Raw genomic sequence first — 15073 nt, forward strand, 5'->3', positions numbered from 1 at the left:
TCCGGGGAAGGGGAGCCGATCTACCGGAGGCAGTCCGGCAGACAGCTCGCGCTGCAGACGCGCTTGAAGTCGACATGGCGACGCGCCACGAGTCGTACTCCAAGTCCAGTCATGCCGCTTATTGTGCCACGTCAGACGGGTCGTTCCGACCGTTGGACGGGATTTTCCGTGCTTTTGCGGGAAATCCCCTGGATATATCATCCGGTTTGTGACGACAGTCATAGATCAGGCCGTTATCGGATCTTGAACGGTTGACCTATAGATGGCGCGTACGGTGTGACCCGCGCGACCGGTCACACTGATGAGGTGACCGACTCGACCGCCGCACTCGCCCCTGCAACCGATGAATCCCTGGTGCCGGCGCTGCGCGACTTCGGCGGCGGGGCCTTCGGGATCTACATTCACGTACCGTTCTGCGCCACCCGCTGCGGCTACTGCGACTTCAACACCTATACCGCCGGGGAGCTTGGCACTTCCGCCTCACCGCAATCCTGGTTCGAGGCATTGCGCGGTGAATTGTCCACTGCCGCTGAACGATTCGCCGATTTCCCGACGCCGACACCGGCCGTCGAGACCGTCTTCGTGGGCGGCGGCACCCCCTCACTGCTCGGCGCCGACGGCCTCGCGAACGTGCTGAGCGCGATCCGCGACAACTTCACCCTGGCTCCCGGCGCCGAGGTCACCACCGAATCGAACCCGGAATCCACCTCGCCGGAATTCTTCGAACGCCTGCTCGCGGGCGGATTCACCCGCGTCTCGCTGGGCATGCAGTCGGCGGCCGCGCACGTACTGAAGATCCTCGACCGCACCCACACGCCGGGCCGCGCCGTGAGCGCCGCGCGGGAAGCCCGGGCCGCCGGCTTCGAGCACGTGAACCTGGACCTCATCTACGGCACTCCGGGCGAGACCGACGCCGATCTCGACGCGAGCCTGGACGCCGTGCTCTCGGCCGGCGTCGATCACGTCTCCGCCTACTCGCTGATCGTCGAGGACGGCACCGCCCTGGCCCGCCGCGTCCGCCGCGGCGAACTCCCCGCCCCCGACGACGACGTCCTCGCCGCCCGCTACGAACGCATCGACAACCGCCTGTCCGCCGCCGGCCTGCACTGGTACGAGGTCTCCAACTGGGCCGCGAACGATGCCGCCCGCTGCCGCCACAACCTCGGCTACTGGGACGGCGGCGACTGGCTCGGCGCCGGTCCGGGCGCGCACAGCCACGTCGGCGGCGTCCGCTGGTGGAATGTGAAACACCCTGCGCGCTACGCGGATCGGGTCACCCTGGGCGGCCTGCCCGCCGCCGGCTGGGAGGCCCTCACCGCCGACGAGCAGTACACCGAACGCGTCATGCTCACGGTTCGCCTGCGCACCGGCCTGCCGCTGGCGGATCTGGATGCCGCTGGTCGCGAGGCCGCGGCAGGCGTGGTCGCAGACGGGCTGGCCGTGCAACAAGGAAGCCGCTTGATGCTCACCGATCGAGGTCGCCTGCTGGCGGATGGCGTGGTGCGCACGCTGCTCGGCTGAGCCCGGCCGACTCACCATGGCCGCCGGCCGGCGGGCGGATTCGGCGCTGCCGTCGGGGTGTTTGGTGCCTTGCGCCCGAATCCGTCGGGACGCGTCATCGCGCCGTGCCCGGACCCGTCGCGATTAGGCCGTTCGTGCGGCGGTGGTGTCCTACGCTGCACCGAGCAGCCCACCCCGGCGTCCTGTGCGCCCCGCTCGCGAGGATTCGCCATGTTCGACGAGGACATCGTCCCGTATCAGGTCGAGGTGCCCGAGGTGCAGCTTCGTGACCTGCGCCGGCGACTGGGCGAAACCCGCTGGCCCGCACAGATTCCCGGGGCCGGGTGGACCCGCGGCGTGCCCGTCGACCCGCTGCGGGAGCTGGCCGCGCACTGGGCCGCGCGTTTCGATTGGCGCTGGTGGGAGCAGCGGCTCAATTCGTATTCGCAGTACACCACGGTCATCGACGGCGCGCGGATCCACTTCCTGCACATCAGATCCCGGAAGCTGAATCCGTTCCCGTTGCTGCTGTTGCACGGCTGGCCGGGGTCGGTGGTCGAATTCCTGGAGGTCATCGAGCCGCTCGCCGATCCGGAGTCGGGCGGTCCGGCCTTCGACCTGATCATCCCGTCGCACCCCAATTTCGGGTTCTCCGGTCCGGTGACGGCCCCGGGCTGGGACAGTATGCGCATCGCCCGTGCCTACGCGGAACTCATGCGCCGCCTGGGCTATCCGCGCTACGGCGTGCAGGGCGGCGATTTCGGCGCGTTCATCGGCCCGGATCTGGGCCGGGTGGATGCCGGACGCGTCGTCGGTGTGCACGTGAATGCCGCCACCATGGGTTTCGTTCCCTACGGCCATGTTCCGGACGAGACCGCCGACACCCTCACGGTGCGGGAGCGAAAGAGCCTGGCGCGCCTGGGCGCCTTTCTCACCGACGGCGGCGGCTACTTCCAGATCCAGGGCACTCGCCCGCACACGCTGGGCTTCGCGCTCGCGGATTCGCCGGCCGGGCAGCTGGCCTGGATCACCGAGAAGTTCCATGATTGGACGGGAAGTGAAGGCGCGCTGCAGGATCGGGTCGATCGGGACCAGATGCTGGCGAACATCTCCGTGTACTGGTTCACCAACACCGGCGGTTCCTCCGCGCAGCTGTATTTCGAGACCTTGCACTCACCGGCGCTGCCGACCCTGTCGACTACGCCCACGGCCGTCGCCAATTTCGCCGAGGATGTCGCCATCCGCCGGTATGCCGAGCAGGTCAATACCATCGTGCGCTGGACCGACTTCGACACCGGCGGTCATTTCGCCGCCATGCAGACCCCGGAACTACTGGTCGAGGACGTGCGCGCCTTCTTCGCCGAACTGCTCGGCTGATCCCGCCCGGAGCGGACAATAGGGGATATGGCGCTCGCATCGTTCATGGTCCCGATCGGCACGCCCGCACCGGAATTCACGCTGCCCGCGGTGGACGGCAGCAAGGTGTCCCTGGACGGTTTCGCGGGAGCGCCGGCCCTGCTGGTGGTGTTCCTGTCGAACCATTGCCCGTATGTGCGGCGCATCGAAAGGTCGCTCGGCGCAGTCACTTCCGAGCTGGCGGCCCAGGGCTTGGCCACCGTCGGCATCAGCAGCAACGACATGGTGAGCTATCCGGAGGACGATGCCCCGCACCTGCGCGAGCAGATGCGCCGCGCGGACTTCGCCTTTCCCTACCTGATCGACGATGCGCAGGAGGTGGCCCGCGCCTACCGCGCCGCCTGCACGCCCGATCTGTTCCTCTACGACGCCGCCCGCCGCCTGGCCTACCGTGGCGAATTCGATGCCGCGCGACCGCGAAACGAGGTCCGCTCCGATGGCGCGACCCTGCGGGCCGCCTTCGAACTGGTGCTGGCCGGGCGACCGGTACCGGAACCGCACACCCCGAGCATCGGGTGTTCCATCAAATGGAAGCCGGGCAACGAGCCCGGTGGTTCCGGCCTGCTGCTCTGACCCGTGGCCGCGGGCCGGGACCGGCTCGCAGGCAATATGCCGACAGGCAACTAAACTGGATCTCGGATGTCCGGGAATCCGCGTGGCAGTTGCCTGCCGGTGAACCGGTTGTGTACAGCGCCGGCGAACTGGTGGCATCCACACGCACCCGGAGACGAACCAGGAGGTGGGCCCCATGTCGACCACGGAACAACGGCGGCTCGAGGTCCTGCGCGCGATCGTCGCGGACTACATATCCACCAAGGAACCGATCGGTTCGAAAACCCTGGTGGAACGCCACAATCTAGGAGTTTCCAGCGCCACCGTCCGCAACGATATGGCGGTGCTGGAGGCCGAGGGCTACATCGCCCAGCCGCACACCTCCTCGGGCCGCATCCCCACCGACAAGGGTTACCGGCAGTTCGTCGACCACATCTCCGAGGTGAAGCCGCTCTCCAACGCCGAACGCCGGGCGATCATGGAGTTCCTGGAGAGCGGCGTCGACCTCGACGACGTCCTGCGCCGCGGCGTCCGCCTGCTGGCCCAGCTCACCCGCCAGGTGGCCATGGTCCAGTACCCGACCGTCTCGGCCTCCACCGTGCGGCACATCGAAGCGGTGGCCCTCAATCCGGCGCGACTGCTGCTCGTGGTGATCACCGACACCGGACGCGTCGAACAGCGCCTGGTGGATCTGGGCAATCTGATCACCGAGGAAGACCTCGCCGTGCTGCGGGCCATGCTCGGCAAGGCCATGGACGGTAAGCGACTGGCCATGGCTTCGGCCTCGGTCGCGGAACTGCCCGAACACTCACCCGCGCGGCTGCGCGAGGTGCTGATCCGGGTCTCGACCGTGCTGGTGGAAACACTCGTCGAGCATCCGGAGGAGCGACTGGTACTCGGCGGCACCGCCAATCTGACTCGCAGCGCGTCCGATTTCGCCGGGAACGGTTTCCCGGGTTCGCTGCGTTCGGTATTGGAGGCCCTGGAAGAGCAGGTGATCGTGCTGAAGCTGCTGGCAGCGGCACAGCAGCCGGGTACCGTGACCGTGCAGATCGGCGAGGAGACGAAGGTCGAGCAGATGCGCGGGACGGCCGTGGTGTCCACCGGTTACGGGATGCCCGGTACCGTTCTGGGTGGCATGGGGGTGTTGGGGCCGACCCGCATGGACTATCCGGGCACCATTGCCTCGGTTGCGGCCGTCGCCCGGTACATCGGTGAGGTGCTCGCCGAACGGTGAGCAAGCGGAGACGAAACAGGACTAGAGAGCGCAGTGGCACGGGACTATTACGGACTGCTCGGCGTCGCACGTAACGCGACCGACCAGGAGATCAAGCGCGCCTATCGCAAGCTGGCGCGTGAACTTCATCCCGACGTCAATCCGGAACCGGAGGCGCAGGAGAAGTTCCGGGAGGTGTCGGCGGCCTACGAGGTGCTGTCCGACCCGGAGAAGCGGCGCATCGTCGATCTCGGCGGTGACCCGCTGGAATCCGGCGCGGGCGGCATGGGCGGCGGATTCTCCGGCGCCGGCTTCGGCGGACTCGGCGACGTGTTCGAGGCCTTCTTCGGCGGCATGAGCGGCGCCAACCCGCGCAAGCCGCGCGGGCGCGTGCAGCCCGGCGCGGATTCGCTGCTGCGCACCCGGCTCTCGCTGCAGGAATGCGCGGTCGGCGTCACCAAGCACCTGACCGTCGACACGGCCGTGCTCTGCGATCTGTGCCAGGGTTCCGGCACCAACGGCAACTCCAAGCCGGTGCGCTGTGAAACCTGTGGTGGCGCAGGTGAAGTGCAGAGCGTGCAGCGGTCCTTCCTGGGCCAGGTCATGACTTCCCGGCCCTGCCCCACCTGCCGTGGCGCGGGCGAGGTCATCCCCGATCCCTGCCGCAAGTGCGGCGGCGACGGCCGGGTGCGGGCCCGCCGCGAGATCGCCGCGCCGATCCCGGCCGGTGTCGCGAACGGCATGCGGGTGCGGCTGGCCGCGCAGGGCGAGGTCGGCCCGGGTGGCGGCCCGGCCGGTGACCTGTACGTGGAGATCGTCGAGCAGCCGCACGACACCTTCGTCCGCGACGGCGACGACCTGCACTGCACCATCCGCGTGCCCATGGTGGACGCGGCGCTGGGCACCACCGTGGTGGTCGACACCATCCTGGACGGGCCGGTCGAGCTCACCATTCCCGCGGGCACCCAGCCCGGCGAGGCGTCGGTGCTGCGCGGGCACGGCATGCCGAAGCTGCGGGTCAGCTCGCGCGGAGACCTGATCGCGCACCTCGACATCGTGGTGCCGGCCAAGCTGGACTCCAAGCAGACGGACCTGCTGCAGAAGTACAAGGGCCTGCGCGGCAACGAACGCACCGAGGTGCTGACCGCCCAGTCCGAGCACAACAGCGGCCTGTTCGCCCGCCTGCGCGCCTCCTTCAGCGGACGCTGACCCGTTGGCCGCCACCGTCTTCTACCTCGACGAGGTCCCCGAACCCGGGGCCACCGCCGTGCTCGACGGACCGGAGGGCCGGCACGCGGCCACCGTCCGCCGCATCCGGGCCGGAGAGCCCATCACCCTCTCCGACGGGCACGGCGTCCTGGCCGCCTCGGAAGTGACGGTGGCGCAGAAGGATCGGCTCGAACTGAAGGTGCTGGACCGCCACGTCGCGACCCCCGCCACTCCCCAGGTGACGGTGGTTCAGGCGCTGCCCAAATCCGATCGCTCCGAACTGGCGGTCGAGTTGATGACGGAGGCCGGCGCCGACGCCATCGTGCCTTGGCAGGCGTCGCGCTGCGTCTCCAATTGGGAAGCCAAGGCCCGCAAGGGCGTCGAGAAATGGCGCGCCGCCGCCAAGCAGGCAGCCCGCCAATCCCGTCGCCCCTACATCCCGGATGTGGCCGAGCTGCACAGCACTCGGGAGTTGGTCGACCTGGTGCGGGACGCGAAGGCGAACGGCGCAGTGGTGGCGGCCCTGCACGAATCGGGCGAATCCCGTTTCACCGAGCTGTCTTTCGAGGGCGTCCCCGAGGTGGTCCTGATCGTCGGCCCCGAGGGCGGTCTCGACGACGCCGAACTCACCGCCCTCTCCGAGGCAGGCGCCTATATCGTCCTGCTCGGCCCCACCGTCCTCCGCACTTCGACGGCCGCGGCGGTAGCTCTCGGCGCACTCGGAGCATTGACCCCGCGCTGGTGACTGATTCCGCGGTGGAATCGAGCCGTGCGGCCGCGAACGACCGTCACGCGAGCGCGGTCCGCGCTGCCGTGGCGCGGCGGGATCGGGTCGCGAGGGTTGTCACCAGCGCTGCCGCCATCAGGATCAGCGCCCCCACGTAGGTCGCGAGTCCGGCCCAGCCGAAGCGGCCGTAGGCGAAACCGGCTGCGCCACCGGCGATCGAGCTGCCCATGTAGTAGGCGAACAAGTACAGCGAGGAGGCCGCGGCGCGATTGCCTTCCGCCGCCGCGCCGACCCAGCCGCTGGCGATGGAGTGCACCGCGAAGAAACCCGCGGTGCAGAGCAGTACGCCGAACAGGATGACGAAGAGCTGGTCGGGGAGGGTGAGCAGCAGTCCCGCGGCCATGGTGGCGATGCCGACGACCAGGACGCGATTGCGCCCGAAGCGGGCCGTCAGCCGTCCCGCCGCGGCGGAGGTGAAGGTGCCCGCCAGATACAAGATGAAGATCAATCCCACTGTGGCGTCGGACAATCCGAACGGCTGGCGGGTCAGGCGGTAGCCGAGGAAGTTGTAGATCGACACGAAGCTGCCCATGGCCACGAAGGCCAGCGCGAACAGCGGCAGCAGGATGCGGTGGTTCAGGTGACCCGCGAAATCCCTTGTCAGCGTGCGCAGATCGAGCGGGCGCGGCGCGAAGTTCCGGGAGGGCGGCAGCATCTTGACGAAGATCACCGCGCACACCGCCGACGCGAAGCCCACCATGGCCTCGCCCCAGCGCCAGGACGCCACTTCGAGGGTGAAGGCCGGGATCAGCCGCCCGCCGAGTCCGCCGACGGTATTGCCGGCGATGTAGATGCCCATGGCCGTCCCGAGCCCGTTCGCCCCGATCTCCTCGGCGAGGTAGGCCATGGCCACGGCCGGCACCCCGGCCAGCGTGATCCCCTGGATCGCCCTGCCTACGAGCAGTACGTCCAGGCTGGGGCTGAAGGGCAGCAGCAGTCCGATGACGCTGGCGGTGACCGCCGAGCCGATCATCATGCGGGTCCGCCCGAACCGGTTGGACAGCACGCTCATCGGAATGATCGCCACGGCCAGCAGTCCGGTGGTCAGGGAGACCGCCAGCGCGGCGTGCGCGGGTGTCGCGTCGAAGGCGGCGGAGAGGCTGGGCAGCAGGGCCTGTGCGCTGTACATGGACGCGAAGGTGGTCAGTCCGGCGGCGAAGAGCGCGATGGTGATGCGGCGCTCGTGGCTGCTGGTTTCCGGGGGTGCGATGACCGCTGCTGTGCTCACTTCTCGAGCATGGTTCGCGGCCGCTAACAAAGGAAATGCATAATAACCGGATAGTTGATACATCTGCCGCATTAGCAGAGCTACCGGCCCGGAGGCCGTCCATGCCGAGTGACGATCTGCACTGGTTCACCACGCTCGCCGAGCTGGAACGCGTCGGCGCGGCCGCCGATCGCCTGCACCTGACCCAGCCCACGCTCTCCCGCATGCTGGCGCGCCTGGAGCACCGGCTCGGCATCCAGCTGTTCGATCGGCACGGAAAACGCCTGACCCTCAATGCCTTCGGCCGGGTCTACTACGAGCACGCCCGCCGGGCGCAGGCCGAACTGGATGCCGCCGCCAGGGAATTGGCGGATCTGGCCAATCCGGCCAAGGGTGTGGTCCGCCTGTCGTTCCTGCATTCCTTCGGCGCCCGCCTGGTCCCGGATCTCATCGCGGGCGTCCGCCGCACCTCCGCCAATATCGCCTTCGCGCTGCACCAGGGCGCCTCGGGAATGGTTGCCGCGCATGTCCTCGACGGCACGTCCGATCTGGGTCTGGTCTCGCCCAAACCGTCGGCCACCGGGCTCGGCTGGCGCACCCTGCTGCATCAGCGCCTGGCGCTCGCGGTCCCGGCCGACCATCGTCTCGCCGTGCGCCGGCAGGTCCGTCTCGCCGAAGCGGCCGACGCCGACTTCATTTCGATGCATCCGGGTTTCGGTATGCGCCAGATCCTCGACGACCTGTGTGCCGCAGCCGATTTCCGCCCGCGCATCGGTTTCGAGTCGAGTGATCTGGTGACCGTCGCGGGTCTGGTGGCCGCGGGCTTGGGTGTCGCGGTCCTTCCGCTGGAAGAAGCCCCGGTCCGCGGCCCCCAGCCCGGCCCGGTCCTGATCCCGCTCTCCGATCCGGGCGCGACCCGTGCGGTGGGCCTGATCTGGTCTTCTACCGCCGTCCATTCCGACGCGGTCCGCCGTTTCCGCGATTTCGCGTTCGCCTGGGCCGTCGAATAGCGCTGTGCGCTGCCGCCGCGTAACGCCCTGGCGGCAGCGCTGCGGCAGTCCGGCGTCACACCTGCTGGTAGCCGTCTATTCACTGGGCGGTGTCGGAGGTCGGCGGTAAACTTTGGTCAACGACGTGAGGTTCGAGACCGGAAAGCAGGCTATAGCCACTTTTGAGAAACGCAGGCGAGATCGGCGATCAGAACACACCCACTGCCGGCATCGGGGCCGGCGGCAACGGGTCCGGACCGGCAGGGCGGACCGTTCGTTCCAGCATCGAATTGGCACCGGAGTCGGTGTTCGGATTCCTGGGTTCGGCTGACGAGAACCTGCGTGAACTCGAGCGGCTTCTCGATGCCGACATTCATGTACGCGGCAATTCCGTCACCCTTACCGGCAAGCCCGCCGATGTGGCGCTGGCGGAACGTGTTGTGGCCCAGCTGGTGGCATTGACCGCGCGGAATCGCGTGGTCACCCCCGAGGCCGTGCGGCACACGTATTCGATGCTCACCGAGGGCTCCTCGGATTCCCCGGCGGAGGTGCTGAGCCTGGACATCCTGTCCCGGCGCGGTAAGACCATCCGGCCCAAGACGCTGAATCAGAAGCGCTATGTCGACGCCATCGACTCGCACACCATCGTGTTCGGTGTGGGTCCGGCGGGTACCGGTAAGACGTATCTGGCCATGGCGAAGGCCGTGCAGGCCTTGCAGACCAAGCAGGTCAATCGCATCATCCTGACGCGTCCCGCGGTGGAAGCCGGTGAGCGCCTGGGCTTCCTGCCCGGCACGCTCAACGACAAGATCGACCCGTATCTGCGGCCGCTCTACGATGCCCTGCACGACATGATGGATCCCGAGGCGATTCCGAAGCTCATGCAGGCGGGCGTCATCGAGGTCGCGCCGCTGGCGTACATGCGCGGTCGCACGCTCAACGATTCGTTCATCATTCTCGACGAGGCGCAGAACACCACGGCCGAGCAGATGAAGATGTTCCTGACCCGCTTGGGCTTCGGTTCGAAGATCGTGGTGACCGGTGACGTCACCCAGGTCGATCTGCCGAACAATTCGCGCTCGGGTCTGCGGGCGGCGACCGAGATCCTCACCGATATCGACGATATCCATATCTCCGTGCTCACCAGCGCGGATGTGGTGCGGCACCGATTGGTCGGGGAGATCGTGGACGCCTACGACCGGTTCGAGAACGAGTCGCGGCCACCGGCCTCGGTGCACTACCCGGGCAATCGTGCGCAGCGGCGTGCCGCGAGCCGGGGGGAGCGGCACTGAACTCGGCCGATAGGCTTATCGGGTGAGTATCGAGATCGCCAACGAATCGGGTATCGAGGTATCCGAAGAAGAACTGGTCAGCGTCGCGCGGTTCGCCATCAGCCAGATGGATGTGCATCCGGCGGCGGAGCTGTCGATGGTGCTGGTCGATCTCGACACCATGGCCGATCTGCACATGCGCTGGATGGACCTGCCGGGTCCGACCGATGTGATGTCGTTCCCCATGGACGAGCTGGAACCCGGCGGGCGTCCCGACGCCGCCGAGCCCGGCCCGTCCATGCTGGGCGATATCGTGCTCTGCCCGGAGTTCGCGGCCCAGCAGGCCGAGAAGGCCGGGCATTCCATGGATCACGAGCTGGCGCTGCTGACCGTGCACGGCGTCCTGCACCTCCTCGGCTACGACCATGCCGAGCCGGAGGAGGAGAAGGAGATGTTCGCGCTGCAGGCCTCCCTGCTGGAGGGCTGGTACGAGAGCCTGCGCGAGCAGCAGCGGCGCGACGAGCTCGCCGAGCGGGATCGGCGACTGCTGGGCAAGACCGGATTCACCGCACCCGGTGATCCGCTGGACCCGGCGTGAATTCTTTCGTTCTGCTCCTGTTGGCGATCGTTCTGGTCCCCGCGGGCGGGATGTTCGCCGCGCTGGATGCGGCGCTGAACACGATTTCCCCTGCGCGCCTGGAAGATCTGGTGCGCGCGGAGCGTACCGGCGCGGTCCGGTTGACGCGCATCATCGCGGATCGGCCGCGCTATGTGAATCTCATGGTGTTGCTGCGGGTGTTCTGCGAGATCACCGCGACGGTGCTGCTGGCCGCGGTGCTCATGGACTGGCTCACCGAGTTCCAGGCGCTGGTGATCACCGCGGTGGTCATGGTGCTGGTGGACTATCTGGTGATCGGGGTGGGGCCGCGTACTTTGGGCCGGCAGCACGCGTATTCGCTGTCGCTGGGTGCGTCGCTGCCGTTGCAGGCCATCGGCTCGCTGCTCGGCCCGATCAGCCGGTTGCTGATTCTGGTGGGTAATGCGATCACGCCCGGTAAGGGATTTCGCAACGGCCCCTTCGCCTCCGAGATCGAACTGCGTGAAGTGGTGGATCTGGCGGGGGAGCGCGGCGTGGTGGACGCGGACGAGCGCCGCATGATCCAGTCGGTCTTCGAATTGGATACCACTCCGGCGCGTGAGGTGATGGTGCCGCGCACCGAGATGGTGTGGATCGAGGCGGACAAGACTGCGGCGCAGGCGATGTCGCTGGCGGTGCGGTCGGGGCATTCGCGGATTCCGGTGATCGGCGAGAACGTCGACGACATTCTCGGGGTCGTCTACCTGAAAGACCTTGTCCCGTACGCGGATCGGAGCAAGAAGGTGAAGGTGCGCCAGGTGATGCGCCCCGCCGTCTTCGTCCCCGATTCGAAACCCCTCGACGCGCTGCTCGACGAGATGCAGCGCCGCCGTAACCATATGGCGCTGCTGGTGGACGAATACGGCGGTATCGCGGGCCTGGTCAGCATCGAGGACATTCTGGAGGAGATCGTCGGGGAGATCTCCGACGAGTACGACAAGGACGAGATCGCGCCCATCGAACCGATCGGCAGCGGCCGCTACCGGGTCTCGGCGCGGCTGCCGATCGACGATCTGGGCGAGCTGTTCGACCTGGAGATCGAGGAGGAGGACGTCGACACGGTCGGCGGCCTGCTCGCGCACGCGCTGGGCCGCGTGCCGCTGCCGGGCTCCAAGGCGGTCATTCACGGCCTGCAGCTGAAGGGGGAGGGCGGCGCGGATGCGCGCGGCCGGGTGCGGGTGCACGCGGTGGTGGTGCGCAGGGCGCCGGAGAAGACGAGAACCGGATCGGCCGAGCTGGAGCCGGGCGGCGCGATACACGAGGACGGAGAGGCCGATGACTGAACTGGATGCCGAGGACAACAAGCTGCTGGTGCTCGCGCGCGGCGCGATGGGCCGGACGGGCGGCAATGGCGGTGCGGCCGTACGCGATACCGACGGGCGCACCTACGCGGCCGGTGAAGTCGAGTTGTCGGCGCTGCGGCTGACGGCCTTGCAGGCGGCGGTCGCGGCCGCGATCTCCAGTGGCGCAGAGGGTTTCGAATGCGCCGTGGTGGTCGCGGGCAAGTTCTCCGATCCGGGTGTGGGAGCCGTGCGCGAGGTCTCGGCCGCGGCGCGCATCGTGTTCACCGATCGCTCCGGCAAGGTTTTCGAGACGGTGGACGCGGGCGATTACGGGGTGGAGAACCCGATCGCCGCGGAGCGCGCCGTGGCCGGTAATGCGGTGGGGGAACGAAATATCCCTGAGGGACTGGATCTAGACACTGAGTCGGAGGTGTTCGAATGAGCGGCAAGGATTCCGAGCAGAGCGCGGGTAAGGCCGCTGCGCAGGGCGGGGGCGAATTCCGTTCCGGCTTCGTCTGTTTCGTCGGCCGCCCGAACACCGGGAAGTCCACGCTGACCAATGCTCTGGTGGGGCAGAAGATCGCCATCACCTCGTCGCGGCCGCAGACGACCCGGCATACGATTCGCGGCATCGTGCACCGGGAGCACACGCAGTTGATCCTGGTCGATACGCCCGGTCTGCACCGGCCACGGACGCTGCTCGGTCAGCGCTTGAACGACCTTGTGCGCGATACGTATTCCGAGGTCGACGTCATCGCCATCTGCATTCCGGCGGACGAGAAGATCGGTCCCGGCGACCGCTGGATCGTGGAGCAGATCCGGCAGATGGCGCCGAAGACCACCCTGCTCGGCGTGGTCACCAAGATCGACAAGGTGAGTCGCGACCAGATTGCCCACCAGCTGCTGGCGGTTTCCCAGCTGCTCGGCCCGGAATCCGATCTGGTGCCGGTCTCGGCGGTCAAGGGTGAGCAGGTCGAGACGCTCATCGATGTCATCGCCTCGAAAATGCCGGAGGGCCCGGCCTTCTACCCCGACGGCGAGCTCACCGACGAGCCCGAGGAAACCCTCATGGCCGAGCTCATCCGCGAGGCCGCCCTGGAGGGCGTCCGCGACGAGCTCCCGCATTCCCTGGCCGTGGTCATCGAGGAGATCCTCCCGCGCGAGGAGAACGAAGACCTCCTCGACGTGCACGCCTTGCTGTATGTCGAGCGCCCCAGCCAGAAGGCCATCATCATCGGCAAGGGCGGCGCCCGCCTCAAAGAGGTCGGCACCAACGCCCGCAAGCAGATCGAACACATCCTCGGCACCCGCATCTACCTCCACCTGCACGTGAAGGTGGCCAAGGACTGGCAGCGCGACCCGAAACAGCTCGGCAAGCTCGGCTTCTGACCCCGCCGGCCGGGCATGGGACTCCACCACCTGGAGCTCCCGCGCGGGCACAACGAAGTCCGGTCGGGGCGCGGTATACCGGGCCGCGGCGGAGCTTCAGGCGGCGGGCCGCTCCCACCAAGGTGCCGGGCGGTGTTCGTACCACTTCAGTTCGGATTCGAGCTGGGCGGCGACGGACACCAGCAGGGGCTCGGCATTGGCCGGGCCCATGAGCTGGGCGCCGACCGGGAGGCCGGCGGCGGTGAAGCCGGCGGGCACATTGACCGAGGGCCAGCCGAGGATGTTCCACGGCCAGGTGTAAGGGCAAGCGGCGGTGATGACTTCGTCGGTGGCCCAGTTGCCGATGCCGTCCAGGGCGTGCACATCCGGCGGCGGGGTGGCGGTGGTGGGGGCCAGGATGACGTCGAAGTCGTTGAACATGCGGCCGATTCGATTGCGCAGCAAGGGTTCCGTCTTGCGCGCCGCGAACAGGGCGGGGCCGAGCAAGCGGCCCACGGAAGCATTGTGCGCGGTGCGCGGATCCACCTCGACGCCCGGCATGCGGCCCATGACCTCGTGAATGCCGGCCATGGAACGCGGCAGGAAGGTCGCGCCGATGAGGACGCCGTAGGGCACATCGGCGATGACCACCTCGTGGCCGAGGCGGCGCAGTGTGCCGGCGATACCGTGCACCTTGGCCTCGACCTCGCGATCCAGCGCGGTCTTGGTGGCAGTGAACGGAATTCGCAACGACAGCGCAATGCGCAGGCGACCGGGATCGCGGCCCACGGCATCGGAAACCCGGGTGGCGGGCGGGGTATGGAGGTCACCCGCATGCGATCCGGACGCGGCGTCGAGCAGCAGCGCGGCATCCTCGACGGTGCGCGCGAGCGGCCCGTTCACGGTGAGCCCGTAGAACGCTTCCGGCAGCGGCCAAGTGGAAATGCGCCCCCGCTGCGGTTTGATCCCGACCAGGTTGTTCCAGGCCGCCGGAATGCGCACCGACCCGGCACCGTCGGAACCCAGTGCGGCCGGCACCAATCCGGCCGCGACCGCCGCGGCGGATCCACCCGAAGAGCCGCCGGGCGTACGCTCCGCCGCCCACGGATTCCTGGTGTGCCCGAACGCCTTTCCGTCCGTGAACGGATACTGCCCGAGTTCACACGTATTGGTCTTGCCGACGATCACGACACCGGCCGCACGCAACCGCCGAACCGATTCGGCGTCTTGCGTTTTCACCGGAAGATCACCGCCGCACCCGAAAGCCGTCGGCGTCCCGGCGAGGTCGGTGTCGTCCTTGATGGCGAACGGCACCCCGAGCAGCGGCGCGCGTTCCCCGGCAGCGAGCTTCCGATCCGCCTCGGCAGCCTCCGCCAGCGCCTCCGCGCGGCGCACGATGCGGAAAGCATTGAGCGTGGACTGACTGGCCTCGATCCGATCGAGCACCGCGGTGGTCGCCTCCACCGAGCTGATCTCACCCGCGGCCAGCGCCGCCGCCATCCGTGCCAATCCGAGCTCTGCTACCGACGCCATCGTCACTGTGAATCCCGTCTCCGTCGTACCCATGGGTAACGTAGCGCGATTCTGGTCACACGTCCAACGTCGATTCGGGGTCCCGTTCCGCCTGCGACGCGGCCA

Annotated in this window: 14 protein-coding genes and 1 pseudogene; 12 read left to right on the forward strand and 3 right to left on the reverse strand. The window is 68.1% G+C overall.

Going from position 1 to position 15073, the window contains the following annotated elements; genetic code table 11:
- Positions 1–20 precede the first annotated feature (20 nt).
- The gene (locus ACH438_RS24620) at positions 21–113 is read right to left on the reverse strand and encodes an Ms4527A family Cys-rich leader peptide (RefSeq protein WP_373281383.1); all 93 of its coding nucleotides are present in this window, start codon (positions 111–113) and stop codon (positions 21–23) included.
- Positions 114–351: 238 nt separating this feature from the next.
- Between ACH438_RS24620 and hemW the strand changes: the two genes are divergently transcribed.
- From hemW to ACH438_RS24650, 6 genes are all read left to right on the forward strand, one after another.
- On the forward strand, positions 352–1521 hold the full coding sequence (gene hemW, locus ACH438_RS24625; RefSeq protein ID WP_397009170.1) for a radical SAM family heme chaperone HemW: 1170 nt from the start codon (positions 352–354) through the stop codon (positions 1519–1521).
- Between the two features lie 210 nt (positions 1522–1731).
- Positions 1732–2877 carry an epoxide hydrolase family protein gene (locus ACH438_RS24630; protein ID WP_397009030.1) on the forward strand — a complete coding sequence of 382 codons (1146 nt, stop codon included), beginning with the start codon at positions 1732–1734 and terminating at the stop codon, positions 2875–2877.
- A 27-nt stretch (positions 2878–2904) separates the two neighbouring features.
- A complete protein-coding gene (locus tag ACH438_RS24635; RefSeq protein ID WP_397009032.1) occupies positions 2905–3489 on the forward strand; it encodes a thioredoxin family protein in 585 nt (194 codons plus the stop codon).
- Between the two features lie 175 nt (positions 3490–3664).
- Entirely contained in the window at positions 3665–4705 is a 1041-nt protein-coding gene (gene hrcA, locus ACH438_RS24640; protein WP_397009034.1) for a heat-inducible transcriptional repressor HrcA, read from the forward strand.
- Between the two features lie 33 nt (positions 4706–4738).
- On the forward strand, positions 4739–5893 hold the full coding sequence (dnaJ, locus tag ACH438_RS24645) for a molecular chaperone DnaJ (protein WP_397009036.1): 1155 nt from the start codon (positions 4739–4741) through the stop codon (positions 5891–5893).
- 4 nt (positions 5894–5897) lie between these two features.
- Positions 5898–6638, forward strand: coding sequence for a 16S rRNA (uracil(1498)-N(3))-methyltransferase (locus tag ACH438_RS24650; RefSeq protein WP_397009038.1), 741 nt, complete (start codon positions 5898–5900; stop codon positions 6636–6638).
- 43 nt (positions 6639–6681) lie between these two features.
- On the opposite strand, the gene ACH438_RS24655 is transcribed toward ACH438_RS24650, so the two are convergent.
- Entirely contained in the window at positions 6682–7971 is a 1290-nt protein-coding gene (locus tag ACH438_RS24655; protein WP_397009040.1) for an MFS transporter, read from the reverse strand.
- A gap of 38 nt (positions 7972–8009) precedes the next feature.
- Between ACH438_RS24655 and ACH438_RS24660 the strand changes: the two genes are divergently transcribed.
- From ACH438_RS24660 to era, 6 genes and pseudogenes are all read left to right on the forward strand, one after another.
- Positions 8010–8897, forward strand: coding sequence for a LysR family transcriptional regulator (locus ACH438_RS24660; RefSeq protein ID WP_397009042.1), 888 nt, complete (start codon positions 8010–8012; stop codon positions 8895–8897).
- Positions 8898–9076: 179 nt separating this feature from the next.
- Complete coding sequence (locus tag ACH438_RS24665) at positions 9077–10168, forward strand: PhoH family protein (RefSeq protein WP_397009172.1); 1092 nt, start codon at positions 9077–9079, stop codon at positions 10166–10168.
- Positions 10169–10190: 22 nt separating this feature from the next.
- Positions 10191–10745: an rRNA maturation RNase YbeY gene (gene ybeY / locus ACH438_RS24670; RefSeq protein ID WP_397009044.1), complete on the forward strand. Its 555-nt coding sequence runs from the start codon at positions 10191–10193 to the stop codon at positions 10743–10745.
- A 50-nt stretch (positions 10746–10795) separates the two neighbouring features.
- A complete protein-coding gene (locus ACH438_RS24675; RefSeq protein ID WP_397009174.1) occupies positions 10796–12067 on the forward strand; it encodes a hemolysin family protein in 1272 nt (423 codons plus the stop codon).
- Positions 12060–12377, forward strand: a pseudogene (locus ACH438_RS24680) (cytidine deaminase); the annotation flags it as partial. The gene ACH438_RS24675 and the pseudogene ACH438_RS24680, both read left to right, overlap by 8 nt.
- Positions 12378–12505: 128 nt before the next feature.
- Positions 12506–13456, forward strand: a complete 951-nt coding sequence (gene era / locus ACH438_RS24685) for a GTPase Era (RefSeq protein WP_397009046.1) — start codon at positions 12506–12508, stop codon at positions 13454–13456.
- A gap of 96 nt (positions 13457–13552) precedes the next feature.
- Here the strand turns inward: era and ACH438_RS24690 are convergent, their stop codons facing one another.
- Positions 13553–14968, reverse strand: coding sequence for an amidase (locus ACH438_RS24690; protein ID WP_397009048.1), 1416 nt, complete (start codon positions 14966–14968; stop codon positions 13553–13555).
- Positions 14969–15073: the final 105 nt, after the last annotated feature.

The sequence above is a fragment of the Nocardia sp. NPDC020380 genome, from assembly GCF_044386975.1.
Taxonomy (GTDB): domain Bacteria; phylum Actinomycetota; class Actinomycetes; order Mycobacteriales; family Mycobacteriaceae; genus Nocardia.

What these genes read in the sequence shown, in the direction of transcription:
- hrcA (WP_397009034.1), top strand. Translation starts at nt 3,665, where the DNA reads ATGTCGACCACGGAACAACGGCGGCTCGAGGTCCTGCGCGCGATCGTC.
- ACH438_RS24675 (WP_397009174.1), top strand. Translation starts at nt 10,796, where the DNA reads ATGTTCGCCGCGCTGGATGCGGCGCTGAACACGATTTCCCCTGCGCGC.
- ACH438_RS24630 (WP_397009030.1), top strand. Translation starts at nt 1,732, where the DNA reads ATGTTCGACGAGGACATCGTCCCGTATCAGGTCGAGGTGCCCGAGGTG.
- era (WP_397009046.1), top strand. Translation starts at nt 12,506, where the DNA reads ATGAGCGGCAAGGATTCCGAGCAGAGCGCGGGTAAGGCCGCTGCGCAG.
- ACH438_RS24690 (WP_397009048.1), bottom strand. Translation starts at nt 14,968, where the DNA reads ATGGCGTCGGTAGCAGAGCTCGGATTGGCACGGATGGCGGCGGCGCTG.
- ACH438_RS24655 (WP_397009040.1), bottom strand. Translation starts at nt 7,971, where the DNA reads ATGTATCAACTATCCGGTTATTATGCATTTCCTTTGTTAGCGGCCGCG.
- ACH438_RS24660 (WP_397009042.1), top strand. Translation starts at nt 8,010, where the DNA reads ATGCCGAGTGACGATCTGCACTGGTTCACCACGCTCGCCGAGCTGGAA.
- ACH438_RS24635 (WP_397009032.1), top strand. Translation starts at nt 2,905, where the DNA reads ATGGCGCTCGCATCGTTCATGGTCCCGATCGGCACGCCCGCACCGGAA.
- ACH438_RS24620 (WP_373281383.1), bottom strand. Translation starts at nt 113, where the DNA reads ATGACTGGACTTGGAGTACGACTCGTGGCGCGTCGCCATGTCGACTTC.